Source organism: Streptosporangium lutulentum (genome assembly GCF_030811455.1).
Taxonomy (GTDB): Bacteria; Actinomycetota; Actinomycetes; order Streptosporangiales; family Streptosporangiaceae; genus Streptosporangium; species Streptosporangium lutulentum.
On sequence record NZ_JAUSQU010000001.1, the window covers coordinates 7963519 to 7983468 of the forward strand.

Below are 19950 nucleotides of genomic sequence, written 5' to 3' on the forward strand. Positions count from 1 at the left end.
GTACGGCCACCCATGGGATCGGCCAAGGCTCTCGGTCCGGACGCATGCTCCACCTACAAAACGAGAAGATGAAAGGCAAAAATAAATCCATCCAAAGATGTCGATCAATACAGGAGCGGCATTCAGAGATCGAATTGTTGTACTCCCGGGCAGACGTGTATCGGCAGGGAAGGAAAAGACATGAAATGTCCCGAATGTCAACCTTGGACTTGTCCCCTTCTAGCGTGGAGATCTGCCCTAAAGAGAAGGTTGGGTCGTGGGAGAGATCCAGACGCAGGTTCGATCCGGAGTTCCGCGCGGGCGCGGTGCGTATCGTGCAGGAGACAGGTAAGTCGATTGCGCAGGTCGCCAAGGATCTGGGCATCAATGCGGGCACGCTGGCCAACTGGGTGCAGATGGACCGGCTGGCCCGCGAGCAGGACACCAACGGTGGTGAGCTGGCCGAGTCCGAGCGGGAGGAACTCGCCTGGCTGCGCCGGCAGCGGGCCGAATGGGCCAAGGAACGCGCCGAGCTGGAGATGGAGCGCGATGATACCCCTATGCTTGTCAAGCAGCGATGGTCGAGGTTGATGCTGGTGACAGGGCTGCAAGGATGATCGGGAAGACCTCGCGGGCGACGTAGCGCTTAAGGCAGCGGATGATCTCTTTCTTTGATTTGCCTTCGGTGGTGCGGCGTTCGGCGTAGTCGCGGGTGCGCTGGTCGCGGCTCAGCCGGGTGAGAACGATGAGGTAGAGCGCGCTGTTGGCGCGTCGATCGCCGCCGCGGTTGAGTCGGTGGCGGGTGGTCTTGCCGGAGGATGCCTCGATCGGGTTGACCCCGCACAGAGCGGCGAAGGCGGCCTCGCTGGCCAGCCGGTCAGGGTTGTCGCCCGCGGTGATCAACAGCGTTGCGGCGGTGTCCGGGCCGATCCTGTGGCGCTCCAGCAGTCGCGGAGCGCAATCGGCGATGATGGCGGCCATGCGCTGCTGATGGGCGCGGATCTCCTCGGTCAGCGCCAGAACACGACGAGCCAGAGTGCGCAGCACGGCGGTGGCGGCGGTATGGATGTCGTGCATCCCGGCTTCGGGCAGTTCCGCGCAGCGGCGCATCAGCGCGACCGGGCCGAGCCCGGTCAGGGATTCGCGCAGGCACGGATCGGCGCGCACCAAAACGGCCCGCAGCTGGTTGGTGGCCTGTGCGCGGGCCTTGACAGCTGATTCCTTGGCGACTTTGACCATGCGCAGCATCTCCACGGCCCCGTCGCCGGACTTGGCCACGGCGGTGGTCCGTCCGGACAGGACCGCGCGAGCAGCACTTTCCGCATCGAGAGCGTCGGTCTTGCCACGCCGGCGACGGGTGGCGCGGTCGGGCCGGTTGACCTCGATCACGTGATCGTCTCCACGCTTTCAGGGGATTGGCATAGGTCGGCTCAGGCCGCTCCGTGTAGCTTGGCAAGCAGGGCACGCAGGCTGTTCGCGCCGTGACGGACTGCGGTAGTGAGGGCATCCAGGTGGGCTGCTGGCAGGTGCCCGGCGCCGAACCCCGAGGCGGTGAGCACGCCGGCGACTTCCTGTTCCTGCTGCGGGGTCATGCGGGAGCGCATTCCGTGGTGTCCCATGACCTCTCGGGCAGCATAGGCGTCCGTGCAGGCCACGCCGATGACAGTGGACCGCAGGTCGGAGTCGTGTGCCGTGGGCCGGTCGGCGGTCAGGTCGAGCACGGTCAGGGCGAGCCGAGTCCGGAACGCTGCGGTCATCGGGTCGGGGTCGACGATCAGCGCGAGGGCTTCCCGCGCCGCATGCTCCAGTTCGTCCTGTGATGTCGGCGTGGCCGGAGGACGGCAGTAGATACGCAGGATGGCGGCGACGGCGTGTTCCCAGGGCTCTGTGGGAGCACTGGAGTCGATCATGGTGGCGGCCTGCTGCGGGAGGCCCTGTTCCATCAGCGACATGATCGTGAGCTGGCGGCCGTCGAGAAGCCGCTGGCCGACGCCGCGGTGCGAGGCCATGGATTCGGCTGCCTCGGTCCACCGGCCGACGCTCGCGAGGGCTCTGGCGCCGTCGATCAGCAGGGCGACCCACAGCTCCGTACAGATCGTGCGGTGGTCTGCGACGGTCCGGATCAATGGCGACAGGTCGACGGCGTGATCGCGGATGACGGTGGCGCCGCGCTGCTCGGCGGCCCGGTACAGCTGCTGAAGCACCGCGAAGGCGGCGCCGCCTTCGCCTTCGCGGATCAGGAGTCGGGCGATGTTCACCAGCGGCATCAGCGACATCACGGCGATGTCCTGGTCCAGGCCCTGGGCGTCGGCGAAGACCTTGTGCTGCCTCCAGCACAGCGAGGCGGCCAGGTCGGGCATGCCGCTGTCGGAGGCGATGAGCGCGGAGAAGTTGAGGACACCGCAGGCGCGGGCCACTCGCTGGGAGTGGTCCGCGCCGGGTGTTTCGGCGGTCAGCGCGGTGAGCTCTGCAATGCGCTTGTCCAGTGGAAGCCCGGGGGGTTTGGGTCGGCAGACCAGCGGGATGCGGGCGGCGATCGCAGGGTTCATCGCGCTGCTCCCTTCTACGGCCAGTCGATGACGAGTCGGCTGTTGGACTTGTCGATGACGAATCGGGGGTCAGCGGCCTTCAGCAGGTCGCGGTTGGCGGCCGTGGCCATGCGGAAGCCGGGGGCCGGGGCGTCGTTGCCGTAGTCGCGGTCCCATTCCTGGATCGCGGCGGCGACCTGCTCGGCGAGGGTGGCGGCGCTCGGGCCGTGGCCGATGACGCCGATCTCCCAGAACCGGCTCACGGTGTCTTCGCCCTCGCGGACGGTCAGATAGGCCAGGCTGTCGCCGTCGAGCGCCGCCATGGAACCCCACCCGAAATGCGGGGTGAACCCGGGCCGCTGGCCAGGTAGCCGGGACAGGCCGTTGGGCAGGACGCACGCCAGCCACAGGTAGACCCACTCCCAGGGCGAGCCCTTCCGGAACTTCACCCCGGTGTAGACCTGGTGGGAGGGCTCGTCCAGGACGGTTCGCATCGCTTCCCGGTCCACGAGCTGCTCACTGTAGGTTTCCAGCCGGACGTTGCCCTCCCCGGCCATGGGGACCATGGTACGGACGTCGTCACATATGCCTTTGCGCAGCGGGACGAACGTGGCCATCTCGCAGGAGACAGTCCTCCAGGTCTCGCCCTCGCCGTCGCGCTCGAACGCGAAGGAGCGGGAGATACTGCCCCGGATCCGCATCGGGATGACGAGCCGGCCGCCCGGGGCCAGTTGATTCAGGACGGGGAGGGGGATGTCACCGGCGCCCACGGTGAACTGGATCCGATCGAACGGGGCATGCTCGGGCAGACCGGCCGCGCCATCGGCAAGCAGCGCGGTCACGTTCTCCGCGCCAGCAGCGGCCAGATGCTTCGCGGCGGTGTTGACGAGGTCAGTGTCGACGTCCACCGTCCACACGTGGCCGCCGGGGGCGACGAGCCGCCCGAGGAGAGCGGCGTTGTAGCCGGTAGCCGCCCCGGCCTCCAGGACCTTGTGGCCGGGCTCTGCGCCCAGTTGCTCCAATTGGGTGGCGACGATAGACGGCGCGGAGATGCAGGAGATCATCTCGCCGTCTCGGTCGTTCTTCACCGACACGGCGTCATCGACGTAGGCGGCGACGACCTCGACTTCGGGGATGAACCGGTGGCGCTCGACGTCCCGGAAGGCGTCGATGATCTCAGGGGTGCGCAGGTGGCCGGAGCCGGTGAGCGTGTCCACCATGGTGTTGCGCAGCTCGGTGGGGTCGGTCGTAGTGATGGTGGTCTCCATCCTCTTGAAAATAGGGGTTGCGGGTGCGGACTGACTGGTAGACACGGTGGCTGGTACGTCGTCTCCGAAGGCGACGTACCAGCCCAGCCAGGCCGCGGCGGACTGCTCTGCCACGGGTGTGGCGGCACGGTTGAAAGTGAAGATCGCATGGTGGGCGAGGACCGCGCGCAGCCCTCGCCGGAGTTGCCCGCTGGTCGCGAGCCGGGCCAGGCGGCGGCCGGCGTCCTCGAACGCAGCAACGCGGTCAGACCAGCCGGGATCGGTGGTGTCCCGCTTGGCGGCGTCGGCGTTCATGAGACGCCGCATGGCGGTGATCGCAGACGCCTGGTGGGCCGCCTGCGGTGGGTCGATCGCCGGACGGAGGTCACGGACTTTCGCCCACACATCGCCGATCTCGAACGGATCCAGCCCGGCCGCCCGGTACATGGCGGAAAGCAGCAGGATGCACCGCTCACGGGCGTACGGGCTGCCGGTCTCGGCCAAGGCCGCGGGGCTGTCGGCGCACCACACCTCGTGGGCGATGGCCATACCCTGCTCGCCGCCGAAGGCGTCGGTCTCCGGTTCGTAGATGCCGCCAACCCAACCGGCCGCGACCTCGTCGGCGACGAGCTGGTCGAGCAGGTCGACGGCGGGCCGTTCGGTGCGCAGCCGAAGGCCGCCTTCCTTGCGCATGAAGTGGAAACGCCAGCCGGACAGCGCGGCCGCGAGTTCGGCCGCGGCCTTCGGGGTCGCTCCGGTACCGCCGGGAAAGCGGATGGTGGCGTGCCACCACTCCGGCTCATCGGGCAGCGGTAGTTTCTCGTCGTCCCTGTTCATGTCCTCGGTTCGCTCCTGCTCGGTTGTGGTGGTGGGTCAGTCGATCAGCAGGGCGCGGGTCCAGCCGGTCACGTTGGAGCCCTTCAGCGCCAGGACCGCCCCCGCCCTCCCTTCCATCAGGCCGGGTTTGGGCAGCGCGGGAATCCCCGCTTCTAACCTCTGGCGGGTCTGCCGGATGGGCTCGGCGAACCGGTCAGGGGTGAGGCTGTCGGCGGCGAGCGCGGTCGTGACGGTCAGCAGCCCGGCCCAGCCGTGGCAGAGGGACGCATCGGTGACCCGGCTCAGGCGGGCCGGATCCGTGAGGGCGGCGATGGCGAGCCTCTCGGCCTTGTACCTGCGGGCGTCGTCGCCGAGCGCGCACGCTGCCAGTTGCAGGGTGCGGGCGATACCAAGGTCGCCGTAGCACCAGGAGGGACGCAAGGGCGGCGCCTGCAACGTCTCGGCGGCGAGCGGGTCCAGGGTGATCCAGTAGAAGGAGCCGAACTTCTCCAGCCAGGCCGTGAACGTCTTGATGGCGCCCATCTGGCCGTCCACCAGAATGCCGCGGCGGGCGGCGAGAGACAGCAGCGCCAACGGGCCAGCGATGCCGTGGGCCACACCGTTGTTCGCGTGGCCACCGGTGATCTCCTCATGCGTAGGGCTGTCCAGCGACCACCACCCGGGCAAGACCTGGGCATCGGCTTCGGCCGGGACCGCCAGCGTCACCAGGTAGGCCAACACCTCCTGCAGCAGCGGCGACGGCAAGCCTGCTCGGGCAAGCAGCACCACCCCCAGACCGGTGAGCCCCCGGATGAGATCGAACTCCGCCAGCGTCGGGAGCCGGGCCGCCTCTCGCCGACAGCGGGCCGCGGCGAGCCGAGCAGTCACGACCCGGTCGACGGCCCTTTGAACGGCTTGGTCGGCGTGCCCGGCACGGCCAAGGACGAACTCCAGGGCCGGAGCGCCGTGGAACAGAGAAGCGTTGGAACCGGCGCTGACGCCGCCGGCGATCGCCTCGGCCATCAGGGGCCGCGCTGCGGCGAGGTTGCCGCGCTCGATGTGCATCAACGCGATCCCCAGCGCACCCTCGGCCAGGGCCTGCGTCGTGGGCGGGCTCATCGGCCTGCCCTTACCGCGACGACGATGCTGTGGGCCCGCCCGCCGATCCATCCATCCACGTCCGGCGGCGGCGCCTCGTAGAGCACCGCGATAGGGGAGCCGCACAGGTGCGTACGGAGCACGTCCAGGTCCATCTCCCCGGTGAGGTCCAGCAGCAGGCGCTGATCGTCCATGGCCAGGAGCACCCGGTCAGGCACACCCGCCCGGCCGCGCCAGGCGTGTAGCTGCGCGGCCCACTCCTCCAGGCGGGCTGTACGGCCGGGCAGGGCGCGGGCCCGAAGCTGCCAGCGGGCGGCAACGATGATGCTGCGCCGATAGTGCAGCCCCGGGGTGAACGGCAGCGTCCACGCCGCGCCCCAGTCGAACCAGGTCACCTGCGGAGTCGCGGCACGGCTGATCTCGGCCAGGAACCGGGCCAGCGGCGGGGTGAAGTTGTTCCACATGAAGTTGAGCGCGGTCGGCGCGAGCAGCTCCAGGCGCTCCCCGGTGGCGGCCACCGCGAGGTAGAGGTGGCGACCGCGCAGACCTACGACCAGATCAGAGGGGACGAACACCGTGGCGTCGCTGCCCCGGTGCTCTCCGACGCTGACCAGCTTCGGCAGGACTTGCGGGGTGCGCGTGAGCAGGTCGGCCTCGACGCGGGAGGGATGGAACGACAACTGAGCCAGTTCCGCCACAGGGTCAACCGTGGGAAGGGCCGTCTGCCCGGTGGCCTGCGGGAACAGGTGCCCGAATCGTCCCGTCATCGTGCCGGCCGCCCTGGAGACGGTGTGCACGCGGACGCGGAAGTCACCTCGGTCGAGTGCCGGGAGGGAACGGGCTTGGACCTGTGCGCACACCTCGAAGTGCGGGGCCAGGGCGGTGGGTTCGCCTGCGGCTGCTTCCAGCTCCTCGATGAGCGTCTCGGACAGGGTCACCGTCTGGTGGCGTTCGAGGGTGGCGGTCCCTGCGAGATCCAACAGCAGCCGGTCGCGCCGCGACATCGGTCGTGGCGGCTCGGACACCATGCCGAACCCGTCGGGCAGGCCCAACCCGTTGTCCGGGTCAACGAGCTGCTCCAGGCCGACCTCGGCGTTTTCGCCCCATCGGGCGGCGAACTGCTCGGTGTAGCTCCGCCACGCCCGGGTGCCGGTTGGGTTGGCCGCGAGCCTGGCCAGCACGGTCGCTACGGTTTCCATCTCGACCGCGACGGCCTCCGGCAGCCGAACCGTGGCATCCAGCCGTAGGTCCACGCACGCCTCCCGATCGCGGGCGTCCAAGGCGACGGCAGGCAGGACGGCTGCCGGGTCAACGACCGTGGCGGGGGCACGCAACGCCGACAGCAGCAGCCGAAGCCGCAGCAGCTCCGCGAGGAACGCCGCCTGGCGGTCTTTCTCCACCTGCGGGAACTCTGCGGCGAGTTTGCCCGCGAGCGCCGCATACCGGATGGGTGACCTGGCCGCCTGGAGAACGAGCTCCAGCGCAGGCGTCAGCGTGAGGGAGAACTCCGACGCGCCCTCGGACGGCACGAAGACGCGGCCGCCGCGCACGTACACCAGGTTGTTGACGCACACCTCGACGGCCGCCATCGACGCGCCGCTGGCTTCCTGGGCGCTGATCACCTTGTCCAGCGCCCGGGGGCCGGCTCGGGTGACGATCTCGTGGTTCTCCCCGACCAGCACGGCGGATGTCTCGCCGAAGTCGACCAGGCAGACGCCGGCGAACAGGCCGAACGGCGTGGACCGGTGCTCGTACCTGATGGCGTACCGGGCGACCGCAAGCGCGGCGCGACGCGCCCGGCGAGCGTTCAACAACCGCCCGTCCAGGACAGCCTCCACCTGGCGGGCCAGGTCCAGGCTGGCATTGGAGACCGCACGCCGGAACGTGTCATCGGCCCAGATCGGGCCGAGCCAGGAACGCCACTGCTCGGGGGACGCGGCGGGCCCCGGCCACTGCGGCAGGGCGGGGGCGGAAAGGTTCACCGCCGCGCGCAGCATCCCGGCGCCCGTGCACCGGTACAGGGTCCGCCGCGACCGCGTCATCACTCACGCTCCGTTCTGGGAAAGAAGGGGGCGCGGGCCCGTACGGGCCCGCGCCCCGCGGACTACGAGGTCGTGCAGGCGCTCGGGCAGGAGGTCCCGCAGTTGTCGCCGGTGCTGCACATCAGCACCGTGTCGGCCGCCGGGGTGTTCTCGATGAATTCGATGTTCAGGGCGAATGGGTCGAACGTCTCTCCCGTGTCGACCGGGGCGGTCTCCTCCGGGGTCAGAGTGCTCATGTCTCTACTCCTTGTCCTGTTTCGGGTTCCTGACGTGGGGTGTCCACGCCAGCCGGGCAGGGGCATAGTCAGCCCGCTTCCGCCTGGTTCACATACGGGTCGGCCTCGTACCATTCGCCGCGGCTGGTGTGGTCAAGGTGGTGCTTGCGCACCAGGGCGGCGTACATCTGGATGACGTCGCGGTAGGCCCGGCCTCGGCTGGTTTGCTCGTGCCCGCGCCTGTCGGCGGGACGGAGCACGAAGAACTCGCCGCCCTCCGACGCCAGTTCGTACCGGCCGCAGCACGAGGTGTGTCTGACCCGGAGGATGGCGCCGTGTGACGTGTACGGCTCCCACTCGGGGGTGGGGCCCTCCTGCTTGACCGCCTGCGGCTGGCGGGTTCTCGTCATCCTCGTCTGCTCTCTCCACGGGGCGTGCGGCCCGCTGGGGGAGGAAGGCGGACAACCTGCACTCCTCGACAGGGTGCCCGCCTTCCCCCGCCTGGCCGACCCGCTGGCGAGCCTGCGCGCTCGCCACGTGGGAAGGGTCCGGCCAGGGTCTGGAGCCCGCCGCCCACGACGGCCTCCTGGGGCACATCGTGGGCGGCGGGTCGTAGGCGGCGCGGGGCAGCATGGGGGCTAGGTAGGGGCATAGGCCCACGCCGGAGTACGTGGACGGCCGCACGTTGTGAGCCTGCTCGACTGTCCACGCCAAGACGAGGAGGAGCAACACGGCCACCCGGCGACCGCCAGGAACGCGTCACTGTACGTGAACACGATGCGCTCCCGCCTGGTGCGGTTTGGGGCCCCGAGATCTTCCGGGCCGACGGGGTGCTGCCGGGTCCGGTGATCGTCTCGGGGCCGCCTCTGGCAGATCCTCACGGCCACCCGGGACGGGTGTGGTGGGTGGCCGGTCCGCGGTCATGGCACGCGGGGAGGCCCGCCAGAGATCAAGTTCAGCTTCCTGCATGCGCTGCCACAGCTCGGTGGCGCTGCGCCCCATGACGGTACGACACAGCCGCGGGTCGGAGCACTCCCATGCCTGCAGGACTCGCCGGTACGGGCGCCACAGGACAACCCAGCGGGGCGCCCGCGCCTGTATCAGTTTGGCGACCTCGACGGCGCCGGGGTCATACCGGGGCTGCATCGAGCACTTCACGAAGGTGTACGGGGAGGCGACAGCCCGCGCGATAGCCGCTGCGTTCTCTTGGACGACCTCGGTTACCCCAGGAATCGCCCCCTTCAGCTTGCTGGCGGCTACACGATCGGCCTCGAAGCCGTCCTTGTTGGAGCCTGCGAGCACGGCATACGTGCGCTCTACCGCTGGCACGTTCGGGTTGAATTCGCTGCCGGGCGACAGTGCGATGAAGGTGTCAATCATCATGGGGTCCTTGGCGAGCTGGTTCGAGTTGGTCATGGGGAACGGCGCGGGTCAGAGTCACGACCGGTCGGCCGGCGGAAGAGCGAGTGGTACGGAGGGCTCCCCGCACGACCAGCAGCCGCGCCCCAATCGCGTTCAGCTGTTCCCGCCGCCGAGCCGCGACGGGCTTCTCGCCCAGGTGGTGCGCAGTGGGCAGAACCACCCCGTAGGCGCCGGACAGGAGAAGGACGTCCAGGAGGCCGGCGAAGGCCGGGTCGTCCGATGACGCGGCCCCTCGATCGGTGAAGATGCCGCAGAGCTGCAGTTCGTGCTGCTCGCAGTATTGGGCGAGGGCTACCGTCAGGGCGGCGTGCCGCTCGGGCGTCGAACGATGCAGCCGCAGGTACCCGTAGACGATCGGGCCGTCCACATCGTGTTGTTCGGTGAGTGTCCACAAGGTAGCCGTCCTTACCGTGGTCGAGGCTGATGACCCGCTCTTTGAGCATGGCCAGCCCCGACCCCGCTGGATACGACCCGCTGTCGCACTTGCGTTGCACTTCCGTAGGCCCTCGGTACCTCTGCGTGCTTCCATGGCCGTGGAAGGGAGCAGCGACGTGACAACCGTGCATGAGTGGACCGGCCTCGAAGCGCGTGCACTTCGCCGCGCCTTGCGGATGAGCGTGCGGGTGTTCGCGCAGCACCTCGGCGTGGCTCCCCGCACCGTGGCGAAGTGGGATCAGCTCGGTACCACCGTTCGGCCACGTCCGGACACCCAAGCCATCCTGGACACCGCGCTCGCACGCGCGAATTCGGCGACTCACCTGCGGTTCGAGACGCTGCTCTTGGAACTCGGCCAGGACGTGGACCAAGGGCTGCGAGTCACCCGGATGGGACCACGGGCCTGGGACTACGAGACCTGGACAGACGACCTTGACCGGGCTGTGGTCGCCCTCAGCCGCCAGAGCTTCAGCTACGCCACCGACCTGCTGAACCGATGGCTCACCCGCTACGACCCGCACGCCTTGGACGACAAGGGCCTTTACCTGTTCGCACGATCGACGACGCTGCTCGGCGACCTCCAGCGCGACCAAGGAGCAGTCGCCGGCCCATTGTCCGCTCGCCGCTCCTACCTCAACGCCCGATCGATCTACGGACAGCTCGACATCCCCCGTCGTATCGCGCAGCTCGACCTTTCGTTGGCGGTGGTCGCCGAGATGGCGGGCCGGTTGGACGAGGCCGCCAAGGAATATGAGGCGCTGGCGGTGGACGACCGGCTCTCACCACGCGATAGGGCGCGAGCCCGGCTGTGGGTGGGGACCGCCCTGAGCAAGAACGACAAGAACGACTACGCCGCCCGCCTGATGACGACCGCCATCCGCGAGTTCGAGAACCTCGGCGAACCCGAGGACTGGTCCGTCGCGCACCAGAAACTCGCTCTGGCCCACCGTGGCGCAGGAAACTTCTCGGAGGCGCTACGCCTGATCGACCTCGCCCGCGCCACCGCAGTCACCGATGCGCCCATGCAGCGGGTCCGGCTGGAGACGGCTTACGGGCACGTCCTGCTTTCGGACCGGGCCACCGTGGATGATGGGGTGGTGATCCTCGACCGTGCCGCACGCGAGGCCGCGCAGCATGGGCTCGCGCACCAACTACGCAGCATCGAGGGCATCCAGCGGACCATCCAGGGGGAGATCCGCCTCCCTCTGCACGGCGACCAGGGAGCAACCGAGTGAGCATCAAGCAGCAGCAGGTCATCACCGACAAGCAATGGCAGCACGCCCACACCATCTGGGACTACCACCAGATGCACCACGACCTGATCCGGTGTGACGTGGCCATCGGCCTGGGCAGCCACGATCTGGGGGTGGCACGCGCGGCGGTCGACCTGCACCGCGCCGGCTGGTTCCCGCTGCTCGTCTTCTCCGGCGCCACCAGCCCCACCACCGCGGCGCGCTTCCCCCAAGGCGAGGCCGTCCACTACCGCGAGCACGCGCTCGACCTCGGCATGTCCGACGAGGCGATTCTGCTGGAGCCGAACGCCACCAACACCGGCCAGAACATCGCACTGTCCCGCCAGGTGCTGGCCGATTCGGGTATTCAGCCCGGTTCGGTGCTCCTGATCTCCAAGCCGTACATGGAGCGCCGGGCCTACGCCACGGCACGAAAGGTATGGCCCGAGGTCGAGGTGGTATGCGCCTCTGAGCCGCTTGAGCTGGATGACTACGTCAGCTCGATCGGTGATCCGAAGTTGGTCATCGACATGCTCGTCGGCGACCTCCAGCGCGTGATCGAATACCCCAAGCTCGGCTACGCCATCGAGCAGCCCGTCCCAGGAGAGGTCCATGACGCCTACCAGGCTCTTCTCCGCGCCGGATTCGACAGCAGGCTCCTTACGCCCTGACCTGCCGTACGGCGAGGTGTGCGCCATCCACCAGCCCAACCTCTTCCCCCGGCTGGTGACGCTGGCCAAGCTGTTCACCGCCGACTACTGGATCGTCCTGGACGACGTGCAGTTCGCACGCAGGGACTACCAGCACCGCGCGCGCCTTGCCTCACTCGACGGCTCGTGGCAGCCGCAATGGCTCTCCATTTCCACCCATCTGCCATACGGCCGCTCCACCTCCATCCGCGGAGCGCGCCTGGCCGATCCCACCCGCTGCCGGCGCCGTGTCGCCCAGCTCCTCGCTGACCACTACCGGCACAGTGCTTACTGGCCGCCGTTCAAGAGGCGGCTCGAATCCGTACTCACCGCTTTCGAGAGCACGGATCGACTGGCGGACGTGACGGAGCTGTCGACGCGCCTGCTGCTGGAGGAGGTCGGGTGGCGGGGGCAGATCCTGCACAGCAGCGATCTGCTCGCACCCGGTGAACGCTCGCAACGCCTGGCCGACCTGGCCTGGCTGACAGGTGCCACGACCTACCTGTGCGGGACCGGGGGCATGCGATACCTGGACCCGGCCGCTTTCCGGGTCCACTCGATCGAGGTCCTCCCGTTCCAGGCCCGCGGATCGGGCATATGGGCATCCGCCCGGGAGGTGAGCGCGGTATACGCCCTGATGCTCGTCGGGTCGGGCGCTCTGGGGCGGGAACTGGAGGCCCTACGCGGACGAGTTCTTGAGGACGATCCCCGATCTGGTGCCTAGCCCTGCTGGGCTTTGGAGATCGGTTCGCACTCCTCGCCATGCCGGGCTCATGGCACTCCGGTTCCTCGGCAAGGATCCCGACAGCCCCGACGGTGACTCGCCAACCGTCTAGGAGGACGGCGACGACTACATCCTGCAGGGCTTCACCTGCCTGACTCTCGTTGCTCGCGCTTTGTGTCGGCCCGCTCCACTACGGTGCGGGCGGGCCTGATTTCCCGGGTACGCAGAAGGCCTAGGTGCGCGAAGATGGCCTCATGACGTCCCGTCAGCGGACGTGCGTTGCTTTGCCCGGACTACGACTACCCCAGTGGGCCAGCGTAATTATGCACGTTGAGCGATTTCCGTAAGGAGCCTTGTGAGCACGCTCGGTAGTTTCATCTGGTCAATTGCCGACCAGCTTCGGGGTCCCTACCGCCCCAACCAGTACGGGAACGTGATCCTCCCGTTCACGATCCTTCGGCGCCTCGACTGCATCCTGGAGCCGGACCGAGAGACCGTCCGAGACCTGGCTGCAGCATACGAGAACCCGAACCGGCTCCGGATTGAGGTCAAGAAGGCCACCGACCGGCCGTTCTACAACACCTCGAAGTACAGCTTCGCCAACCTTCTGAAGGACGCGGACGGGCTCGAAGACAATCTCGTCGACTACATCGACCGGTTCTCCGCCGATGTCGATGTGTTCGAGTACTTCGACTTCAAGAAGGAGATCATCGCTCTGGAGAAGGCCGGTCTCCTGCGCGAGATTGTGAAGTCCTTCGGCGCCGTCGACCTGCACCCCAATGTCGTGTCCAACGCCGACATGGGGGACGCGTTCGAGTACATCATCCGCAAGTTCAACGAGGCCGCGAACGAGACCTCCGGTGACCACTACACGCCGCGTGACGCGATCCGACTGCTGGTCGACTTGCTCTTCGCCGAGAAGGACGCCGACCTGACCGAGGCAGGCATTGTCCGTACGCTCTACGACCCCACCGCCGGCACTGGCGGCATGCTTGCCCTGGCCGAGGAGCACCTTCTCGCGCAGAACCCGGACGCCCGGCTGAGCCTGTACGGTCAGGAGTACAACCCGCAGTCGTACGCGATCTGCAAGTCCGACCTGCTCGCCAAGGGCCACGACGCGTCCAACATTGCCTTCGGCAACACGCTCACCAGCGACGCCTTTAAGGGCCGCCAGTTCGACTTCTGCATGTCCAACCCGCCGTACGGCGTCGACTGGAAGCAGTACGCCAAGGCCGTCACCAAGGAGCGTGACGAGGCAGGCCCATACGGCCGCTTCGCGCCGGGCTTGCCCGCCACCTCGGACGGGCAGATGCTGTTCCTGCTGCATCTGGCGCACAAGATGCGCGCCCCCGAGGATGGCGGCGGCCGGGTCGGGATCGTCATGAACGGCTCGCCGCTCTTTAACGGGGCCGCGGAGTCCGGCCCGTCCAACATCCGCAAGTGGCTGCTGGAGAACGACCTGGTCGAGGCGATCGTCGCGCTGCCAACCAACATGTTCTTCAACACCGGCATCGCCACCTACATCTGGATCCTCGACAACACTAAGCACCTCGACCGCAAGGGCCTGGTCCAGCTCATCGACGGCACGTCGTTCTGGACCAAGCTGCGCAAGAACCTCGGCAGCAAGGGCCGCGAGCTCGGCGACGACGACCGTGCCAAGGTCCTCCGCTTGTACGCCGACTTCACCGACGCCGATCCGGAGCTCTCCAAGGTGCTGCGTAACGACGAGTTCGGGTACTGGACCGTCATCGTCGAACGACCCCTGCTCGACGATGACGGCAAACCGGTCGTCGACCGCAAGGGCAAGCCGAAGCCCGACTCCAAGAAGCGCGACACCGAAAATGTGCCCTTCACCTACAGCGGCTCGACTGCTGGCGCCGCGGCTAAGACCGAGGTCATCCAGGCGTACTTCGACATCGAGGTGAAACCACACGTACCTGACGCCTGGATCGACTGGGCCAAGGTCAAGACCGGCTACGAGATCCCCTTCGCCCGCCACTTCTACAACTACGTCCCGCCCCGCCCCCTCGCCGAGATCGACGCTGACCTGGAGAAGCAGGTCGCCAAGATCCTCGACCTGCTGCACGAGGTTGAGCAGTGACCAACGCCCACACCGATCTAGCCGCAGCCTGGACCGCCTCGATTCCACGCCACTGGTGCTGGATGCGGAATAAGGAACTGCTGTTCGAGGCGCAAACGCTGTCGACGGACGGCTCTGAGGAACTCCTAAGCGTCTCGCATCTAACTGGAGTCGGTCCCAGATCGGAGAAGAACGTCACGATGACCGAGGCCGAGAGCCTCGACGGCTACCGTGTTGTCGAGCAAGGCGACCTCGTGATTAACACGATGTGGGCCTGGATGGGCGCTCTTGGCGTCGCTCGACATGCAGGCATCGTGAGCCCGGCCTATGGTGTCTACCGGCCGCGCCCCTCGGCACCGTTCGAGCCGCGATTCTTCGACTATCTGTATCGCTCGACCGAGTACGTGATTGAGATGACTCGGGTCTCTCGAGGAATCTGGTCGTCGCGGCTCCGTATCTACCCAGAGGTCTTCCTTCGCATGGCGGTTCCAGTGCCGCCGCTGGAGGAGCAGCGTGCCATCGCCGACTACCTCGACCGCGAGATCGCCCGCATCGACACGCTCATCGAGGAGCAGCAGCGCCTGATCGAGATGCTCCGCGAGCGGCGCGAGGCAACGATCCGCTCGGTACTCCTGTCCGGCCTCGATGCCGCAGATAAAGGGCCGTCCGGAGTGGAGCTGCTGGGTGCCATACCGAGGCACTGGCGAATGGTTCCGACCCGACACCTTTGCACAATCACCACTGGTTCCGAAGACTCGGGAAACGCCACTGAGGACGGCGACTACCCGTTCTATGTGCGCGGCCGCGAAGTTCTGCGGATCGACCACTACTCCTTCGATGGCGAAGCGGTCATGACGCCTGGCGATGGTCAGGGGGGCACAGGCAAGGTCTTCCACTACTTCAAGGGCAAGTTCGAAGCACACCAGCGTGTCTATGTCTTCAAAGACTTTGCAGGCGTCTCAGGCTGGTACTTCTACTACTTCCTGTCCACGTTCCTCCGGCCGGTCGCGCTCGCGGGGAGCAACACGGTCACCATGGAATCGCTACGGCGTCCACTGCTCGCTGACTTCAAGATCGCGGTGCCCCCCTTGGATGAGCAACGACGGATCATGGCATACCTTGATGATCAGACTGCAAAGGTCGATACGCTCATCGCTGAGGCTGAGCGGTTCATCGAGCTCGCCCGCGAACGCAGGTCCGCACTCATCACGGCGGCTGTGACGGGTCAGATCGTCATGCCTGGGGTGGCGTAGTGGCCGACCACAACGAGGTTGTCTTCGAGACCGAGATCTGTGAGCACCTGGTGGCCCACGGGTGGCTCTATTCGACTAACGACGCCGGCTATGACCGTGAGCGGGCGCTGTTCCCCGAGGACCTCTTCGCGTGGCTGGAGGCGACCCAGAAGCCGGCGCACGAGAAGGCATTGAAGGCGGCAGGGTCGCAGGCGAAGTTCCTCGATGTGCTGACCACGGCACTGGACAAGCCACTCGAACATGGCGGTGGGATGCTGAACATCCTGCGGAGCGGGGTGCAGTACATCGGCGGTGGCCGGTTGAAGATGGCGCAGTTCCGGCCCGAGACGACGCTGAACGAGACGACGAACGCCGAGTATGCGGCGATGCGGGTCCGGGTGATGCGACAGGTGCACTTCTCGACCGCCGACCAGCGCAGCATTGACCTGGTGTTCTTCGTCAATGGGCTCCCGGTCGCGACGGTGGAGCTGAAGACCGACTTTACCCAGTCACTGAACGAGGCGATCCAGCAGTACCGCAAGGGACGCAACCCGCTGACCAGCGGCCGAGTCGAGCCGCTGCTGTCGTTCGGACACCGAGCGCTGGTCCACTTTGCGGTCTCCAACGACCTGGCTGCGATGACGACCCGGCTGGAGGGCGAGAAGACGCAATTCCTGCAGTTCAACACCGGCTTCGACGACGGTGCCGGGAACCCGCCTGGTGCGGACGGAAGGTCGGCGACGGCGTACCTGTGGGAGCGGGTCTGGGAAAAGCACGCCTGGCTCAACATCATCGGCCGGCTGATGATGGTGGAGACCAAGGAGGAGTGGGACGTCGCGACCGGCACGTCGGTGCGCCGTACGAGCATGCTGTTCCCCCGGCTCCACCAGTGGGAGGCGGTCACGAAAATTGTGGCCGCCGTGGCTGAGGAGGGTGTCGGCCAGCGTTACCTGATCGAGCACTCCGCAGGATCGGGGAAGACGAACACGATCGCCTGGACCGCGCACCGTCTCGCGCGGCTCCACGTCGACGATGAGAAGGTCTTCGACTCGATCATTGTGGTCGTCGACCGCACGGTACTCGATGGGCAGCTTCAGGATGCGATCCGGCAGATCGACGGCAGCGGGAAGATCGTCGCGACGATCAGCCCCGAGGACGTGCGCAAGGCCGGTGCGAAGTCGAAGTCCGGCCTGCTGGCACAGGCGCTGAAGAATGGCGAGTTAATCATCGCGGTGACGGTGCAGACCTTCCCGTACGCACTGGATGAGATCCGGGCCGACTCCGGCCTGAAGGGAAAGCGGTTCGCCGTCATCGCGGATGAGGCGCACTCCTCGCAGTCGGGGCAGATCTCCTCGAAGCTGAAGAAGGTCCTGACCGCCGAGGAGATCAAGGAGATCGAGGACGGCGGCTCGGTCGACGTCGAGGCGGTCCTGGCCTCGGAGATGGCCGAGCGGGCCGAGTCGGAGAACATCTCCTACTTCGCCTTCACCGCAACGCCGAAGAACAAGACCCTGGAGCTGTTCGGCCGCAAGGGGCCGGACGGCAAGCCGCACGAGTTCCACCTGTACTCGATGAAGCAGGCGATCGAGGAGGGCTACATCCTCGACGTGCTCAAGGGCTACCAGTCCTACGACACCGCGTTAAAGATCGCCGGCAAGGCCGAGAGCGGCGATGGCGGCGAGGTGGAGGAGTCGGCTGCACGCAAGGGGCTGATGCGGTGGGTCCAGCTCCACCCAACCAACATCAGCCAGAAGGTGCAGATCATCGTCGAGCACTTCCACGTCAACGTCGCCCACCTCCTGGAGGGCAAGGCGAAGGCGATGGTCGTCACCGACTCGCGCAAGGCCGCGGTGAAGTACAAGAAGGCGATCGACGCCTACATCGCCAAGCGGGCCGCGGAGGACGCGTCGTACAACTTCCGGACCCTGGTCGCGTTCTCCGGGTCGGTGTCGATGACCGAGAACGAGAAGTGGAGCCAGGACTGGGGGCCGACGCCGTCGAACGACGACGAGTTCACCGAAGCCAAGATGAACCCCGGAGCGGGCGCCGACCTGGCCGCGGCGTTCAAGGGCGAGACGTACAAGATCATGCTGGTCGCCAACAAATTCCAGACCGGTTTCGACCAGCCGCTGCTCTCGGCGATGTACGTCGACAAGAAGCTCTCTGGGGTCACCGCCGTGCAGAGCCTTTCCCGGCTCAACCGAACTCACCGCACCGCCGGCGGGGAGCAGAAGGCCAAGACGTTCGTCATCGATTTCGTCAACAAGCCCGACGACATCAGGGCCGCCTTCGAGCCGTACTTCACCAACGCCACCCTGGAGACCGAGACCGACCCGTACGTCGTCGTACACCTTGCGAACAAGCTCGCCCAGGCGGGGATCTACACCGAGGAGCAGGTCCGCCAGGTCGCCGAGCTGTGGGTCACCCGCAAGGGCAACAACGCGCTCTCGGCGGCAATCAGCCCGGCCCAGCATGACTTCCGGCGTCGCTACGCGGCAGCGATCGAGGCCGAGGACAAGGTCACGCTCAACACCCTCGACCTCTTCCGCAAGGACGTCTCCACCTACGTGCGGCTCTATGACTTCATGAGCCAGATCGTCGACTACGGCGACCCGTACATGGAGATGCTCTCGATCTTCCTCCGGCTTCTGGAGAAGGTCATCGCCGAGTCCTCCTGGAGCGCCGACGTCGACCTTTCGGACGTGGTCCTGGTCGGTGTGAAGCACAGCAAGGCAATCGCGGTTGACATCTCGCTGACCGGAGACGGCGAGCTGAAGGGGATCAGCGGAGCAGGCACCGGCACCAAGAAGGAGCCGAAGTACGTCGCGCTCCAGGTCGTCATCGACAAGATGAACGACCTCTTCGGTGCCGAGTCGTTCGCCGAGTCCCAGATCCGGGAGTTCGTGCAGGGGCTCGTGCAGCGACTGCTCGCCGACCCGGACCTGGTCCAGCAGACCCGGGTGAACTCGAAGAAGCAGTTCATGGAGTCGCAGGACTTCCAGTCCGCCGTCACCGAGGTCGTCGCCGACAACCAGAAGGCGCACACCACCATGGCTGACTACTTCTTCACCGACGGGCCTGCGATCAAAGGGATCATCATGGCCCTCGCCGACGCGTTCTACGAGGCCGCGATCGACAAGGGGCATGTCGGCCTTGCTCAAGATCTTGAGGTATCCCCTCACAGTTCACTCTGAATTTCCCATGGCCAGTAGAGACCACACCGTCTATTGGGTGTCAGGCGCTATCGGGGTTGGAGAGGTCATCGCGGGCGATGACCACACGGGTGGCTTTGCCAGCCTTACTGGCGGTGGTGGTCGGTGGCAGGGCCCGGACGTGAATGAAATACACCCGGACGCCAGCGAGTTCGGCATACGGCGGCCAGGCGTCGGGGGTGCCGTCGGTGGGGAAGTCGAGGAGCTTGTCGGTGAGGATGCCTGGCGGCGGCTCAGTTGTGGAGCAGGCAGCCGCGGACCGCGCACCGCCGACTGGGCGGCGATCGACATCCGGCCTCTGCGCCGTCCGGGGATGGGCATTGGCTGCTGGCCCGTCGATCCATCAGTGAGCCCTTTTCATCCTGAAACCGCAGTTCACAGCAGGTGAACCGGGAGTCCAACGATCCTCAGGGTCCTGGCCAAGCTGACCACAAGCAGTTCAGCACCGGCCTGCGATACTGGAGTCATGACAGACCCCCAGCATGTGGGCCTGGACCTACTCGCCGAACTCGCAGCAGAGCTCGACCCATTCATGCGCGGCATCCTCGCCAGTGACGACGTGGGACAGGCGGGCGACTTCGTCTATGACGTGATGCACCACTGTATGGAATCACCCCACTCGGAGGACCTGTGGCCTGCGGGCAGCATCTACTGCATCTGGATGGACATTGACGACATCGTCGACGGCTGGCCCGTCGATTACGGGACCGACAGCGAGACCCTTGCCCTGCGCGAGTTCAAGCGCGCGGCTCAGGAGTGGCTGGACATGGCGCGAACGCAGGCAGGCCTCCAGGACTATGTGCACCGGTGGCGGATGCGAATGGCAGCAGACACCTGGCCGGCACCCGGGGGGTGTTCACCGGCGGCAACGGCAAGCCTCTGCGGGAGATCACTACGATCCAGGCAGCTTTGATGAGCTTTTCCCACCTGACGGCCCTGGTCACGCCGGGTTAACGGAAAACGGTGGCGGATGAGGGGAGGCTCCCGGGAAGACAGCAG

The 19950-nt window shown here is 66.8% G+C and carries 17 protein-coding genes and 1 pseudogene; 9 read left to right on the plus strand and 9 right to left on the minus strand.

All coding sequences use genetic code 11. The features are described 5' to 3' along the window. The first annotated feature begins 194 nt into the window (after positions 1-194). Positions 195-596 carry a transposase gene (locus J2853_RS35860; protein WP_307565183.1) on the plus strand — a complete coding sequence of 134 codons (402 nt, stop codon included), beginning with the start codon at positions 195-197 and terminating at the stop codon, positions 594-596. Here the strand turns inward: J2853_RS35860 and J2853_RS35865 are convergent. The 9 genes from J2853_RS35865 to J2853_RS35905 all read right to left on the minus strand — a co-directional run bounded on the left by J2853_RS35865 (position 547) and on the right by J2853_RS35905 (position 9741). Continuing rightward, complete coding sequence (locus J2853_RS35865) at positions 547-1368, minus strand: transposase (RefSeq protein ID WP_307565185.1); 822 nt, start codon at positions 1366-1368, stop codon at positions 547-549. The two genes, J2853_RS35860 and J2853_RS35865, sit on opposite strands and share 50 nt — an antisense overlap. A gap of 41 nt (positions 1369-1409) precedes the next feature. After that, positions 1410-2528, minus strand: a complete 1119-nt coding sequence (locus J2853_RS35870; RefSeq protein WP_307565187.1) for a hypothetical protein — start codon at positions 2526-2528, stop codon at positions 1410-1412. A gap of 14 nt (positions 2529-2542) precedes the next feature. Continuing rightward, complete coding sequence (gene fxlM, locus J2853_RS35875) at positions 2543-4591, minus strand: methyltransferase, FxLD system (protein ID WP_307565190.1); 2049 nt, start codon at positions 4589-4591, stop codon at positions 2543-2545. 36 nt (positions 4592-4627) lie between these two features. Continuing rightward, positions 4628-5689, minus strand: a complete 1062-nt coding sequence (locus J2853_RS35880) for a lanthionine synthetase C family protein (RefSeq protein ID WP_307565192.1) — start codon at positions 5687-5689, stop codon at positions 4628-4630. Continuing rightward, on the minus strand, positions 5686-7710 hold the full coding sequence (locus J2853_RS35885; RefSeq protein ID WP_307565194.1) for a lantibiotic dehydratase family protein: 2025 nt from the start codon (positions 7708-7710) through the stop codon (positions 5686-5688). The genes J2853_RS35880 and J2853_RS35885 overlap by 4 nt, the downstream gene beginning before the upstream one ends. Positions 7711-7772: 62 nt before the next feature. Then, positions 7773-7946 carry an FxLD family lanthipeptide gene (locus tag J2853_RS35890; protein WP_307565196.1) on the minus strand — a complete coding sequence of 58 codons (174 nt, stop codon included), beginning with the start codon at positions 7944-7946 and terminating at the stop codon, positions 7773-7775. A gap of 68 nt (positions 7947-8014) precedes the next feature. After that, complete coding sequence (locus J2853_RS35895; RefSeq protein ID WP_093892002.1) at positions 8015-8335, minus strand: hypothetical protein; 321 nt, start codon at positions 8333-8335, stop codon at positions 8015-8017. Positions 8336-8684: 349 nt separating this feature from the next. Then, a complete protein-coding gene (locus J2853_RS35900; protein ID WP_307565199.1) occupies positions 8685-9305 on the minus strand; it encodes a hypothetical protein in 621 nt (206 codons plus the stop codon). After that, positions 9298-9741 carry a recombinase family protein gene (locus tag J2853_RS35905; RefSeq protein ID WP_307565201.1) on the minus strand — a complete coding sequence of 148 codons (444 nt, stop codon included), beginning with the start codon at positions 9739-9741 and terminating at the stop codon, positions 9298-9300. Before J2853_RS35905 ends, J2853_RS35900 begins: the two co-directional genes overlap by 8 nt. A 157-nt stretch (positions 9742-9898) precedes the next feature. Between J2853_RS35905 and J2853_RS35910 the strand changes: the two genes are divergently transcribed. The 8 genes and pseudogenes from J2853_RS35910 (at position 9899) to J2853_RS35945 (ending at position 19864) form a co-directional block, all read left to right on the plus strand. Beyond that, complete coding sequence (locus tag J2853_RS35910; RefSeq protein WP_307565202.1) at positions 9899-11017, plus strand: helix-turn-helix domain-containing protein; 1119 nt, start codon at positions 9899-9901, stop codon at positions 11015-11017. After that, positions 11014-11685, plus strand: coding sequence for a YdcF family protein (locus J2853_RS35915; RefSeq protein WP_307565204.1), 672 nt, complete (start codon positions 11014-11016; stop codon positions 11683-11685). Before J2853_RS35910 ends, J2853_RS35915 begins: the two co-directional genes overlap by 4 nt. Continuing rightward, on the plus strand, positions 11627-12427 hold the full coding sequence (locus J2853_RS35920) for a WbqC family protein (RefSeq protein WP_307565206.1): 801 nt from the start codon (positions 11627-11629) through the stop codon (positions 12425-12427). Before J2853_RS35915 ends, J2853_RS35920 begins: the two co-directional genes overlap by 59 nt. A gap of 355 nt (positions 12428-12782) precedes the next feature. Beyond that, positions 12783-14528: an HsdM family class I SAM-dependent methyltransferase gene (locus tag J2853_RS35925; protein WP_307565208.1), complete on the plus strand. Its 1746-nt coding sequence runs from the start codon at positions 12783-12785 to the stop codon at positions 14526-14528. Next, on the plus strand, positions 14525-15760 hold the full coding sequence (locus tag J2853_RS35930; RefSeq protein ID WP_307565210.1) for a restriction endonuclease subunit S: 1236 nt from the start codon (positions 14525-14527) through the stop codon (positions 15758-15760). Before J2853_RS35925 ends, J2853_RS35930 begins: the two co-directional genes overlap by 4 nt. Further along, positions 15760-18933: a type I restriction endonuclease subunit R gene (locus J2853_RS35935; RefSeq protein WP_307565212.1), complete on the plus strand. Its 3174-nt coding sequence runs from the start codon at positions 15760-15762 to the stop codon at positions 18931-18933. Before J2853_RS35930 ends, J2853_RS35935 begins: the two co-directional genes overlap by 1 nt. 238 nt (positions 18934-19171) lie before the next feature. Beyond that, positions 19172-19305, plus strand: a pseudogene (locus tag J2853_RS35940) (IS701 family transposase); the annotation flags it as partial. A 112-nt stretch (positions 19306-19417) separates the two neighbouring features. Next, complete coding sequence (locus J2853_RS35945) at positions 19418-19864, plus strand: hypothetical protein (protein WP_307565214.1); 447 nt, start codon at positions 19418-19420, stop codon at positions 19862-19864. Positions 19865-19950 lie beyond the last annotated feature (86 nt).